The organism is Variovorax sp. LjRoot290 (assembly GCF_964253985.1).
Lineage (GTDB): Bacteria > Pseudomonadota > Gammaproteobacteria > Burkholderiales > Burkholderiaceae_C > Variovorax.
The window spans coordinates 4,643,170-4,655,845 of sequence record NZ_CAXURW020000001.1 but is presented as its reverse complement, the minus strand read 5'-3'; the positions used below and the strand labels follow the sequence as shown (position 1 = coordinate 4,655,845).

General features: G+C 67.5%; 8 protein-coding genes. 2 read left to right on the top strand and 6 right to left on the bottom strand.

Annotated features, from left to right (window positions below):
• Window position 1 precedes the first annotated feature (1 nt).
• The 5 genes from glgX to glgB are packed head-to-tail and all read right to left on the bottom strand — an operon-like array spanning window position 2 to window position 10,188.
• Entirely contained in the window at window positions 2–2,173 is a 2,172-nt protein-coding gene (glgX, locus tag ACSQ9A_RS23120; RefSeq protein WP_436305327.1) for a glycogen debranching protein GlgX, read from the bottom strand.
• Window positions 2,170–2,877, bottom strand: coding sequence for a mechanosensitive ion channel family protein (locus ACSQ9A_RS23115; protein ID WP_093109698.1), 708 nt, complete (start codon window positions 2,875–2,877; stop codon window positions 2,170–2,172). The genes glgX and ACSQ9A_RS23115 overlap by 4 nt, the downstream gene beginning before the upstream one ends.
• A gap of 23 nt (window positions 2,878–2,900) precedes the next feature.
• Window positions 2,901–6,242, bottom strand: coding sequence for a maltose alpha-D-glucosyltransferase (gene treS, locus ACSQ9A_RS23110; RefSeq protein ID WP_436305326.1), 3,342 nt, complete (start codon window positions 6,240–6,242; stop codon window positions 2,901–2,903).
• Between the two features lie 12 nt (window positions 6,243–6,254).
• Window positions 6,255–8,297 carry an alpha-1,4-glucan--maltose-1-phosphate maltosyltransferase gene (locus ACSQ9A_RS23105; protein WP_436305325.1) on the bottom strand — a complete coding sequence of 681 codons (2,043 nt, stop codon included), beginning with the start codon at window positions 8,295–8,297 and terminating at the stop codon, window positions 6,255–6,257.
• Window positions 8,290–10,188 carry a 1,4-alpha-glucan branching protein GlgB gene (glgB, locus tag ACSQ9A_RS23100; RefSeq protein ID WP_436305324.1) on the bottom strand — a complete coding sequence of 633 codons (1,899 nt, stop codon included), beginning with the start codon at window positions 10,186–10,188 and terminating at the stop codon, window positions 8,290–8,292. Before glgB ends, ACSQ9A_RS23105 begins: the two co-directional genes overlap by 8 nt.
• Before the next feature lie 181 nt (window positions 10,189–10,369).
• Here glgB and ACSQ9A_RS23095 point away from each other — a divergent pair, with 181 nt between their 5' ends.
• On the top strand, window positions 10,370–10,630 hold the full coding sequence (locus ACSQ9A_RS23095; protein WP_093109694.1) for a hypothetical protein: 261 nt from the start codon (window positions 10,370–10,372) through the stop codon (window positions 10,628–10,630).
• A gap of 21 nt (window positions 10,631–10,651) precedes the next feature.
• On the opposite strand, the gene ACSQ9A_RS23090 is transcribed toward ACSQ9A_RS23095, so the two are convergent.
• Window positions 10,652–11,557 (bottom strand): NmrA family NAD(P)-binding protein, encoded by a 906-nt coding sequence (locus ACSQ9A_RS23090; protein ID WP_436305323.1) that lies wholly within the window; start codon window positions 11,555–11,557, stop codon window positions 10,652–10,654.
• A gap of 143 nt (window positions 11,558–11,700) precedes the next feature.
• On the opposite strand from ACSQ9A_RS23090, the gene ACSQ9A_RS23085 reads away from it, so the two are divergent.
• Window positions 11,701–12,669, top strand: a complete 969-nt coding sequence (locus tag ACSQ9A_RS23085) for an AraC family transcriptional regulator (RefSeq protein ID WP_436305322.1) — start codon at window positions 11,701–11,703, stop codon at window positions 12,667–12,669.
• Window positions 12,670–12,676 lie beyond the last annotated feature (7 nt).

The following is a 12,676-nucleotide window of genomic DNA, read 5'->3' as shown; positions in this document are numbered from 1 at the left end:
TTCACTCGGTGTTCTCCGCAGGGCGCGCGGCGCGGCTCAGCAGCACGAAGGACCGTCCTTGCAGCGGGTAGCTCGGCGAGGTCCAGGCCGGTGCTTCGCCGCGGGCGGCCTCGTTCTCGTCGGGCGGCAGGGCCTGCGTCGCGGTGTCGAGCATGAGGCGCCATGCGCCCTGGCCCCCGGACGGCAGCGTGAACGCGATCTCGTCGTGGTGGGCGTTGAAGAGCAGCAGGAAGTCGTCGTCGCGCAGCGCCTCGCCGCGCGGTCCACGCTCGGTGATGCCGTTGCCGGAGATCAGCATCGCGAAGCATCTCGCATGGGCATCGTTCCAGTCTTCCGGCGTCATTTCGAGGCCGTCCGGCTTGAGCCAGCACACGTCCTTGACCGCGCTGCCTTCCAGCGGCTTGCCATGAAAAAAATTGCGGCGGCGAAAGGAGGGATGCGCGCGCCGCAGCGCGATCACGCGCTGCATGAAGGCGAACAGCGCGTCGCCCTCCGGCGTCGGATTCCAGTCCAGCCAGGCCGTTTCGTTGTCCTGGCAGTAGACGTTGTTGTTGCCGTTCTGGGTGTGACCGCGCTCGTCGCCGGCCAGGATCATCGGCACGCCCTGGGACAGCAGCAGCGTGGCGATGAGGTTGCGCTTCTGCCGCTCGCGCAGCGCCTGGATCTCCGGATCGCCGCTCGGCCCTTCGACGCCGCAGTTCCAAGACAGGTTGTGGTTGTTGCCGTCGCGGTTGTCCTCGCCGTTGGCCTCGTTGTGCTTCTCGTTGTAGGAGACCAGGTCCTGCAGCGTGAAGCCGTCGTGCGCGGTGACGAAGTTGATGCTGGCATGCGGCCGCCGGCCCGACCAGCCGTACAGGTCCTGCGAGCCCGTGAGGCGTTGCGCAAGATCGCCCATCACGCCGTCGTCGCCCTTCCAGTAGCCGCGCACGCCGTCGCGGAAGCGGTCGTTCCACTCGGCCCAGCCGTAGGGGAAGTTGCCGACCCGGTAGCCCCCGTGGCCGAGGTCCCAGGGTTCGGCGATCAGCTTCACGCGGTTGAGCGTGGGGTCCTGGCGGATCGCATCGAAGAAGCCGCCGAGATTTTCGACCTTGCCGGATTCGCGCGCCAGCGCCGCGGCGAGGTCGAAGCGGAAGCCGTCCACGTGCATCTCCTCGACCCAGTAGCGCAGCGAGTCCATCACCAGCTGCAGCGCGCGCGGATGCTCCAGGTTCACGGTGTTGCCGCAGCCGGTGAAGTCGTCGTAGAAGCGGCGGTTGTCGGCGGTGGTGATGTAGTAGGAGGCGTTGTCGACGCCGCGCATGGACAGCGTCGGCCCCAGATGGTTGCCCTCGCAGCTGTGGTTGTAGACCACGTCGAGGATGACCTCGATGCCTGCCGAGTGCAGCGTCTTCACCATGGTCTTGAACTCCTTGACCTTGAGCGAGGCGCAATAGCGCATCTCGGGCGCGAAGTAGGCCAGGGTGTTGTAGCCCCAGTAGTTCTGCAGCCCTTTCTCCGCCAGGTGGTGGTCGTTCAGGAAGCTGTGCACCGGCAGCAGCTCGACGGTGGTCACGCCGAGGCGCTTCAGGTAGTCGACCACCGGCGCCGAACCGAGTGCCGCATAGGTGCCGCGCAGCTCCGGTGGCACCTCGGGGTGGGTCATCGTGAAGCCGCGCACGTGCAGTTCGTAGATCACCATGTCCTGCCACGAGATGTGCGGGCGGCGGTCGTCGCCCCAGGTGAATGCGGGCTCGAGCACGCGCCCCTTGGGCATCAGCGGCGCGCTGTCGCGGCGGTCGAAGGAGAGGTCCTCGCGCTTGCTCCCGACGGTGTAGCCGTACAGCGCGTCGCCCCAGCGCAGTTGCCCGATCGTGTCCTTGGCATAGGGGTCGAGCACCAGCTTGTGCGGATTGAAGCGATGCCCCTCCTCGGGCTTGTAGGGCCCGTGCACGCGGTAGCCGTAGGCCAGCCCCGGGCGCGCCTCGGGCAGGTAGCAGTGCCAGATGTCGTCGGTTCGCTCGCGCATCGCGATGCGCAGCCGCTCGTGGCGGCCCTTCTCGTCGAAGAGGCAGAGTTCGACCTTGTGCGCATGCTGCGAGAAGAGCGCGAAGTTGACGCCCTGGCCGTCCCAGTGGGCGCCGGGCGGATAGGGGCGGCCGGGCCAGACTGCGGTGATCTGATCGTTGGTCTTCATCTAGGGAGCTTGTCGTCCGGGCCGTCGCCGGGGTTCTTGCGCTCGCGCGGCCACCATTGCTCGATGCGCTCCGCGGCCCAGTCCTTGCCGCCCAGACCGAAGGCGAGCGCCAGCGCGAAGACCACGCCGGCCAGGATCACGAGAAAGCTTTCGCGAACGATGTCGCCGCCAACCTTGATCTGGTCGAGCGCGATCAGCACCACGAACACCATGATCGCGTACTGCGCGAGCTTGCCGAGGAACACGGCGTCCTGCAGCTTGATGTTGCGGCCATAGGTGGCGACGCTGTCGCCGACGAAGCGCGCAAAGTAGGAGCCGAAGGCCAGCACCAGCAGGGCCACGAAGATGTTGGGAACGAACCAGACCACGCGGCCCAGCAGGTCGGTGATGTAGGTCAGGCCGAGGCCGTTGAAGGCGATCAGGAGCGCGGCGAGGATCACCAGCCAGTACACCAGCACGCCGAACAGGCTGGTGGTGTCGCCGGGCATTCCGCCCTGCCGCAGGAAGTTGTCGAGGCCGGCGCGTTCGGTGAGCACGTTGAAGTTGATCGCGCGCAGGGCCTTGACGACCGTGAAGCGCGCCAGCTTGGCGAGCAGCCAGCCGCCGAGCACCACGATCAGCGCGATCAGAAGACGCGGCAGGAATGCGCCGATCTGGAACAGGATGGCCCGCAAGGGCTCCAGGTGGATTCCGAAGCTTTCCATGATGCGTTTCTCCAGTCGCTCGATCAGCGCGATGAGCCGGCACCGTTCAATGCCAGCAGGCCCTGCAGCGGGACCTGGACCCAGTCGGTGCGATTGTTGAGTTCGTAGCGCAGCTCGTACAGCGCCTTTTCAAGTTCGAACAATTCGAGAAGATTCGCGTCGATCGGTGCCGCCGTTCCAGCCGAAGCCATCGTCGCCCGATAGGCCGAGAGGAAGGCATCCCGCGCGGCAAGCTCCCAGTCGCGCGCCGGTGCGTCGAGCCGCTGGAGCTCGTCGGCGTTCTGCGCCACGCGCCGCAAAGCCGACCAGCGCGCGTAGTTGAACGAGCGCAGCATGCCCGCGACGTCGCGCAGCGGCGAGCCCTTGGCGCGGCGCTCCTCGAAGCTGCGCGTGGGTTCGCCTTCGAAATCGATGATGACGAAATCGTTGTCGGCCACCAGCACTTGGCCCAGGTGGTAGTCGCCGTGGTAGCGGGTCTTGATGCCGCCTTCGACGTTCCCGGCTGCCGCGCTGATGCGCCTTTGCAGCGCCTCGTGGCGCGACAGAAGGGCTTGCGCGTCCTCTTGCGCGGCCGGGGGAAGCAGCAGCAGGCGATCGCGCAGCAAGGCCAGCGTGGCGGTGGCGTCATCGAGTGCGCGCTCGCGCATCGCCTCGACGTCGCCCGGCTCGAACGGCTCGGGATCGAAGGCCGCGTCGCCCGTGCGTGCGGCCAGCGCCAAATGGAGCTCGGCGGTGCGCCGGCCGAGCACCACCATCAGCGCGAGGAAGCCGCCGTGGGCCTGGGCCGGTGCGGCCGCGGCGAAGGTATCGGCGCCCGCCGTACGCAGCTCTTCGAGGAAGCGCTCCAGATAGCCGAGCGTGTAGACCCAGCCGTCGCCCTGGTTGGTCACGTAGGCCTGGACCATCGCCAGCGTCACCACGCGGCCGTCGTCGCCGAGGTATTCGAGTGCGCCCAGGACCGGAACGCAATGCGGAAAGCGTGCGACGCTGGTCAGGAACCAACCCATCTCGAGCTCGGGATTCACGCCGTCGCGCAGGTTGCGATAGCCCTTGAGGAACAGGGTCTCGTCGAAGGTGACGACGGTGTTGCTGCTCACCGCGCTGGGGCGGGCCACGGGCAGCGCAGCGAGGGCTACGGGAAGGTCGCTGAATGCGTCGGTGGCCGTGAAGCGCAACCGGCCGGCGTTGGTGGCGATCTCCTTGCCGGCGCGGATGGCCTCGACCACCGCGCGGCAGAAGGCCTCGTCATAGAAGGCGTCGGCCATCACGCCCACGTTGGACTGCTGCCGCACCTTGGCCAGCGCGGCCGGCGTGAGGCGGTTGAAGCGCTCCTCGTCCTGCTCTTCCCATGCCAGCGCCAGCGGCACGAAGTAGGTCGACGCTTCGGGCGGGCCGTCGAGCTGCAGCAACGGCAGCATCCAGCTGAATTCGCCGGCGTCCCACACCGCATGGTCGACCAGCCGCGCGCGCTCGATCGGCGTGCCCTTGGAGGCGTACCAGCGCTGGATCTCCAGAAAGCGCGGCAGCGTGTCGGTCTCGAACTGCGTCAGCATCCGTTCGGCCATGCCGATGCGCCACGGCATCACGCGGTCGCGGAAAAAGCTGGTCCAGCCGTCGAACAGCACCAGCGTCGGCCGGTCCTGCAGCCCGACGCCTTCCTGGTGCCAGCTCGGCATCTCGGCATCGGCCGCGAGGCGGAACCAATAGAAGCCGTACGAGGGCAAGGTCAGCAGGTAGGGCAGCTCGCCGATGGGCGGGAAGGAGGTGCGGCCCAGCATCTCGACCGGCACCTTGCCCTTGTAGGCCGACAGGTTGAGCTCCACCGGCTGCGCCGCGCGCGAGAGGTTGAAGACCGTGAGGATGGTGTCCTCGTCGTACTCGCTCAGGTAGGCCAGGATCTTGCGGTTGCCGGGCTTCAGGAAGATGCGCTTGCCGCGCCCGAAGGCGTGGCTGGTCTTGCGCACGGCCAGCATGCGTCGCGTCCAGTTGAGCAGCGAGCTGGCGTCGCGCGCCTGCGCCTCCACGTTGAGCGCCTCGAAGCCGTACATCGGGTCCATGATCGGCTGCAGATAGAGGCGCTGCGGGTCGGCGCGCGAGAAGCCGGCGTTGCGATCGGGGCTCCACTGCATCGGCGTGCGCACGCCGTTGCGGTCGCCGACGAACACGTTGTCGCCCATGCCGATCTCGTCGCCGTAGTAGATGATCGGCGAGCCCGGCATCGACAGCAGCATGCCGTTCATGAGCTTGACGCGGTCGAGGTCGTTCTCCATCAGCGGCGCGAGCCGGCGCCGGATGCCGACGTTGATGCGCGCGCGCAGGTCGGCGGCATACATGAGGTACATGTAGTCGCGTTCCTTGCTGGTCACCATCTCCAGCGTCAGCTCGTCATGGTTGCGCAGGAAGATGGCCCATTGGCAACCTTCGGGAATCTCGGGCGTCTGCTGGATGATCTCGACGATCGGATGGCGGTCTTCCTGTGCGATCGCCATGTACATGCGCGGCATCAAGGGGAAGTGGTAGGCCATGTGGCACTCGTTGCCCTCGCCGAAGTACTCGCGCACGTCCTCGGGCCACATGTTGGCCTCGGCCAGCAGGAAGCGGTTCTTGTAGCGCGCGTCGATGGCGGCGCGCAGCTTCTTGATCACCGCGTGCGTCTCCGGCAGGTTCTCGTTGCTGGTGCCGTCGCGCTCGACCAGGTAGGGAATCGCGTCCAGCCGGAAGCCGTCGACGCCCATGTCGAGCCAGAAGCGCATGGTCTTGAACACGGCCTCCAGCACCTGAGGATTGTCGAAGTTCAGGTCCGGCTGGTGGCTGAAGAAGCGGTGCCAGTAGTAGGCCTTTGCGAGCGGGTCCCAGCTCCAGTTGGAGGTCTCGGTGTCGGTGAAGATGATGCGCGTGCCCTGGTAGAGCTGGTCGCTGTCGCTCCAGACGTAGAAGTCGCGCTCCGGCGAGCCGGGCGGCGCGCGGCGTGCGGCCTGGAACCACGGGTGGTCGCTCGAGGTGTGGTTGATGACGAGCTCGGTGATCACGCGCAGGCCGCGGCGGTGCGCCGCATCCAGCATCTCGCGGAAATCGTCCAGCGTGCCGTACTGGGGGTGCACGTTCTCGTACTCGGCGATGTCGTAGCCGTCGTCGCGCAAGGGCGAGGGGTAGAAGGGCATCAGCCAGATGGTGTTGACGCCGAGGTCCTTCACGTAGTCGAGCTTGGCCGTGACGCCCTTGAAGTCGCCGACGCCGTCATCGTTGGAATCGAAGAAGGCCTTGACGTTGAGCTGGTAGATGACCGCATCGCGGTACCACAGCGGATCGTCGCTGCTGTCGATCTCGACGGTTTCGAGAGCAATGTGCGGTACCGGAGCGTTCATGGGCGCAAGACCTCACTGGAAATAGTCGAACTCGCGCTCGTCGCGAACCCGGCGCCGCACCCGGAAGATGTGGGCCGGCACGCTGTGCGGATCGAGCCGGACGAAGTGGCGATCTCCCTGCCACACGAAGCGCTGGTTGCTCAGCAGGTCGTGCATCTGGAACGGATGCCCGGCCTCGCAATCGATGGACGCGGGATCGAGCGCGAGCCAGCCGGACTGCACGTTGTGCGGGTCGAGGTTCACCACCGTCACCACCACGTTGACGCCGTCGTCCGAGCGCTTGGCGTAGGCCAGCAGCTGGTCGTTGTCGATCGCGAGGAAGCGCAGGCCGCGGTCGGCATGGAGCGCGGGGTTGTCGCGCCGGATGCCGTTGACGCGGGCGATGAAGGGCGCGAGGCTTCCCGGATCGTCGTGGTTCCAGGCGCGCAGCTGGTACTTCTCGGAATGCAGGTACTCCTCGCTGCCCGGCTCGCGCGGCAGGTGCTCGCGCAGTTCGAAGGCGGGGCCGTAGATGCCGTAGTTGGCGGCCAGCGTCGCGGCGAGAACCAGGCGCGCCATGAAGACCGCGGGCTCGCCGCCCTGCAAGCGCTCGTGCAGGATGTCGGGCGTGTTGGGCCAGACGTTGGGGCGGAAATATTCGCTGCCCGGTCCCGCCGAGAGTTCGGTGAAGTACTCGGTCAGTTCCTGCTTGTCGTTGCGCCAGGTGAAGTAGGTGTAGGACTGCGTGAAGCCCAGCTTGGCCAGCCGGTGCATCACCTTGGGCCGCGTGAAGGCTTCGGCCAGGAAGATGACCTCGGGATGCTGGCGCTTGATCTCGCCGATCGCCCATTCCCAGAAAGGAAATGCCTTGGTGTGCGGGTTGTCGACCCGGAAGATCTTGACGCCCTCGGCGATCCAGTGGTCGAAGACGCTCTTGAGCTCGGCCCACAGCGCGGGCCAGTCCTCGCTCTCGAAGTTGAAGGGATAGATGTCCTGGTATTTCTTCGGCGGGTTCTCGGCGTACTGCACGCTGCCGTCCGGCCGCCAGCGGAACCAGCTGGGATGCGCCTTCACGTACGGATGGTCCGGCGCGCACTGGAAGGCGATGTCGAGTGCGATCTCGAGCCCGTGGCCGGCCGCCTGCGCGATCAGATGCCGGAAGTCCTCGGCCGTGCCGAGTTCGGGCAGGATGGACTTGTGGCCGCCTTCGGCCGCGCCGATGGCCCACGGGCTGCCGACGTCGTCCGCCTTGGCGACCAGCGCATTGTTCTTGCCCTTGCGCTGCACGCGGCCGATCGGATGGATCGGCGGGAAGTACAGCACGTCGAAGCCCATGGCCGCGATCGCGGGCAGGCGCGCTGCCACGTCCTTGAAGCTGCCGTGGCGTCCGGTCTCGGTCGCCGTCGAGCGCGGGAACAGCTCGTACCAGCTACTGAAGCGGGCGCGATCGCGATCGGCCACCAGCGGCAGCTCCAACGGATACTGCGCCGCGAGGCGGCGGTCCGGGTAGCGGGCTGCGAGCGCGGCCAGGGCTTCGTCCAGCGCCAGCGCCTTGAGCACCGTCGCATCGGCCGCGTCGGCGACGGCGGCGCTGTGCAGTTCCATGCCCCAGCGGGCCAGCGTCTTGCGCTCCACGCCATTGGCGCGTTCGGCGGCCGCCGCGATCTCGAGCGCGCCGATCTGCGATGCGATGCGGATGTCGTCGAGCTCGACGCGGCGCGCCATGTCGTGGCGCCAGGACTCGAAGGCATCGACCCAGGCCGCGACGGTGTAGCGGTAGCGGCCGATCGCGGGCGGCGTGAACTCGGCCTGCCAAACGTCGTTGCCCAGCGGCTTCATCGGCAGCTCGGCGCCGTGGGCGTCGTCCTCGCTGCGCCAGCGCAGCATGACCCGCAGCATGTCGTGCCCGTCGGCGAAGCAGTGGGCCTGAACGCGCAGCGCTTCCCCGGCCACGCGCTTCACGGGAAAGCGCCCGCCGTCCACGATGGGCAGGACGGCGTCGATGACGGCGCGTACGCGGCCGTCCGCGCCGTCCGGATGGGTGGGGGGGCGGACCGGAGTATTTTTCTCAGCCATGGGGGGGGTGCTCGAGGAACAGGGTCGAAAGCGGCGGCAAGGTGAGGCACACGGAGTGCATGCGGCCATGGGCGCGCACCGGCGCCGACTCGATGCCGCCGAGGTTGCCCCAGCCCGCGCCGCCGAACTCGCCGGCGTCGCTGTTGACGAGCTCGCGCCAGAAGCCGGGTGCCGGCACGCCGAGCAGGTAGTTGGTGCGCGGCACCGGTGTCATGTTGCTGACGACCAGGAGCGGCGCGCCGCCGTCGCGCGGCTTGCGCAGGAAGGCGAACACGCTGCGGTCCGCGTCGTCGGCCGCGACCCATTCGAAGCCGGTGGCGGAGAAGTCGAGCTGGTGCAGCGCGGGCGTGGCGCGGTAGACGCGGTTGAGTTCCTTCACGAAACGCTGCAGGCCTGCATGGCCCTCGAGCGCGGCGACCCACCATTCGAGTTCGTCGTCATGGTTCCATTCGCGCCGCTGGCCGAACTCGCCGCCCATGAACAGCAGCTTCTTGCCCGGATGCCCCCACATGAAGCCGAGCAGCGCGCGCAGGTTGGCGAACTGCTGCCATGCATCGCCCGGCATCTTGTTGAGCAGCGAGCCCTTGCCATGCACCACCTCATCGTGCGACAGCGGCAGCACGAAGTTCTCGTTGAAGGCATACACCAGCGAGAAGGTGAGCTTGTGGTGGTGGTACTTGCGATGGACCGCGTCTTCCTTCATGTAGGCCAGGCTGTCGTGCATCCAGCCCATGTTCCATTTCATGCCGAAGCCCAGGCCGTCCATGTCGGTCGGGCGCGAGACGCGCGGCCAGGCGGTCGATTCCTCGGCGATGGTGAGCGTGTCGGGATGCTCGCGGTACACGGCCCGGTTCAGGGTCTGCAGGAACTCGACGGCTTCCAGGTTCTCGCGGCCGCCGTAGCGGTTGGGAATCCAGCCGCCGTGCTGACGCGCGTAGTCGAGGTAGAGCATCGAAGCGACCGCGTCGACGCGCAGGCCGTCCAGGTGGTATTTGTCGAGCCAGAACAGCGCCGACGAAATGAGGAAGCTGCGAACCTCGTTGCGGCCGTAGTTGAAGATGCTCGAGTTCCATTCAGGATGGAAGCCCTGTCGCGGATCGGCATGCTCGTAGAGATGGGTGCCGTCGAAGTAGCCGAGGCCGTGCTCGTCGGTCGGGAAGTGCGAGGGCACCCAGTCCAGCAGCACACCGATGCCGCGCTGGTGCAGGTGGTCGACGAAATACATGAAATCCTGCGGCGTGCCGAAGCGCGCGGTGGGGGCGAAGTAGCCGGTGGTCTGGTAGCCCCAGGAGCCGTAGAACGGATGCTCGGTCACCGGCATGAGCTCGACATGGGTGAAGCCCATCTCGGTCACATAGTTGGCCAGCTCGTGCGCGAGTTCGCGGTAGCCGAAAAAGTGGCCCTCCTTGCGCCGCCAGGAGCCGAGGTGCAACTCGTAGACGGACATCGGCGCATCCAGCGCATTCTTCGGTGCACGCGCGGACATCCATTCGCGGTCGCTCCACGCGTAGTCGAGTGTCCAGATGCGGGAGGCCGTGGCCGGCGGCAGCTCGGCGCAGAAGGCGAAGGGGTCGGCCTTGTCGACCTGCCAGCCGCCATGGCGTGACCGGATGCGGTACTTGTAGGCCTGCCCTGGCGCGGCATCGGGGGCGTGGCCCTGCCAGATGCCGAGCTCGCCGCGCGACTCGAGCAGGTCGACTTCGGCCGACCAGCCGTTCCAGTCCCCGATCACGCTCACGGATTCGGCGTTCGGCGCCCAGACCGCAAAGTCCGCGCCTCCCGTCGCCCGGAGGTGGCAGCCGAGGCGCTCGTAGAGCCGCGAGTGGGTGCCTTCCGCGAACAGGTAGCCGTCTTGTGGACCGATGAATTGGTTTTGCTTTTGGGTATGCACAGCCCGCCATTGAAGTGCTGGCCGGGCCGTGCGCAAGCGCGGCGCATGCGCTTCAGGATGTCGGACAGCAACTCGTTCGTCGGTCCCTGTAAGTCTTTTCGGGAACAGGAGCGGGTGCTGCTCCTACGCCGGCTGGTGGCGGTCTTCGCGAAGTTCGGGAAAACTCTGCAGGAGACGCGCGATGCCCGTCAGCTCTTCCGATCTCAAGCTTCCCGGCCATCACTTCGTGATCGAGAACTCGCAGGGAAAGGTGACGGTTCGCGTGAACAACGAAGCCTTGATCGCGCTCGGCGCGACGCCCGACGAAGAGAGCCTGTCGGCCACCCTCGAACGCCACATGCCGCGGCTGCGCGCCCTTGCGATGCAACTGGCGGGAGGCAGCCGCTGCAGCGAAATCACCATTCGCAGCGCAGACATCTGGTGGTCTTCCTGGCGACGCTAGCGCAACGAAGAAGCGCCCGGCTTACATTGCCGCGTAGGCGCCGGCGAACTCCTCGGCGAAGTCCTCGAAGCGCGTGGCCGTGGTGTTGGCGGCGTTTCGCCCCGCGCTCGGGCCGACCCGGCCTTCGTTGAAGGCGCGCGTCATCTCGATGTACAGCCCGGCAAAGCTCGGCGACAGACCGGCATCGACCATGGCGCCGGTCATGTCGGCCTCGGAGAGCTGCACATAGGCGAGCTCCCGCTTGCCAATGCGCTCGCCGAGGATGCGTGCCACCTCGGTGTGGCTCAGATCGCGCTGGCCGAGCAGCTCGCGCACGGCGACGCCGCTCCAGTCGCGCGCCAGCAGCGCCTGGGCCGCGACCGCGGCGATGTCATCGGCTGCGATCATGGGCACGGCGATGTCCGCCTCGACGGTGTCCGCCATCAGGCCCGCTTCCTTGATCTGCCCCAGCGCGTCGTAAAAATTCTCGAAGAAGGAGACCGGGCGCAGCAGCAGCAGGTGGACGCCGGCGATCCGCTTCAGCCGCTCTTCCTGCGCGTGCAGGCCGGCGATCACGCCCGTGCCTTCGCCCTGGTCCGCGCCCAGGCTGCTGAGCGCGACGACATGGCGCACGCCGCTCGCGCGCAGGGCTTCGGCGATGGCCTCGCCTTCCTGGTCCTGCCGGGCCCGGTAGTCGGGCGCGCGGCGATCGGTGGCCAGCAGCGTGTAGACGGCATCGGCACCGCGAAAGGCCTGCGCGAGAAAAGCCGGGTCGCAAGTGTCGCCCGCCAGCACTTCGGCGCCGGCGCGTTCGAGCGCGGCCAGCTTGGCCGGGTTGCGGCCGAGGGCGCGCACCTTGGCGCCGGCGGCCAGCAGACGCCTGGCAATCTTGCCGCCGGTGTGGCCGGTGGCGCCCATGACGGTGATGGTGGGGATGGTGTTGCTCATGTCCGTTGCTCCTTGGGTTGGGGTTGACATGGCGTCTACTATCGTCGGCGAGAACAGGCTTATCAATGCCAGAAGATCGATTGTTCTTGCTCATTCGTCCAGGCGAGCTGGACGATCGCATCCAGGCTTCGCATACTGCCCGCATGAAGCTCAAAGACGTCCTGGTGCCCGTGGATCCGCTCGGCGAGGCGCTGCACTTCCTGCGGATGAGCGGCATCTTCTATTGCCGCTCCGAGCTCACCGCGCCCTGGGGCTTGACGCTGCCGCCGATGGCGGACAGCTTGATGTTCCATGCCGTGACCTCCGGCCCCTGTTGGCTCGAGGTCGAGGGCAGCGAGCCGCAATTGCTGCAGCCGGGCGATTTCGCGCTGGTGCCACATGGTGCGGGTCATCGGCTGGTGAGCGAACCGGGCGCCGAGGCGCCCGGGCTTTTCGATCTTCCGCGCGAGCAGCAGAGCGACCGCTACGAGGTGCTGCGGCACGGCGGCGGCGGCGCGGCCACCAGCCTGGTCTGCGGCGCGGTGCGCTTCGATCACCCGGCCGCGCACCGGCTGGCCAAGCTGCTGCCCAGCGTGATCCGCATCGATGCTTCGGCGTCGCCCGAGGCCGACTGGCTCGGCAGCACGCTGCGCTTCATGGCCGCCGAAGCGCATGCCATGCAGCCGGGCGGCGAAACTATCATCACGCGGCTGGCCGACATCCTCGTAATCCAGGCGATCCGCTCGTGGATGGCGCGCGATCCCGCGGCCCGCACGGGATGGCTGGGCGCGCTGCAGGACCGGCAGATCGGCCGCGCCATCTCGCTCATCCACCGCGATCCCGCGCGGCGGTGGACGGTGGCCTCGCTGGCGGCCGAGGTCGCGATGTCGCGCTCGGCCTTCGCGGCACGCTTCACGGCGCTGGTCGGCGAGCCGGCGATGCATTACGTGGCGCGTTGGCGCATGCATGTCGCGCTGACCCTGCTGCAGGAGAAGAACGCGCGGCCGGTCGAACTCGCGAGCCAGCTCGGCTACCAGTCCGAGGCGGCCTTCAGCCGTTCCTTCAAGCGCTTCATCGGCGTGTCGCCGGGGGCGGCGCGGCGCCAGCGCGACATCGTGCTGCCCGACTTCTGACTTCTGA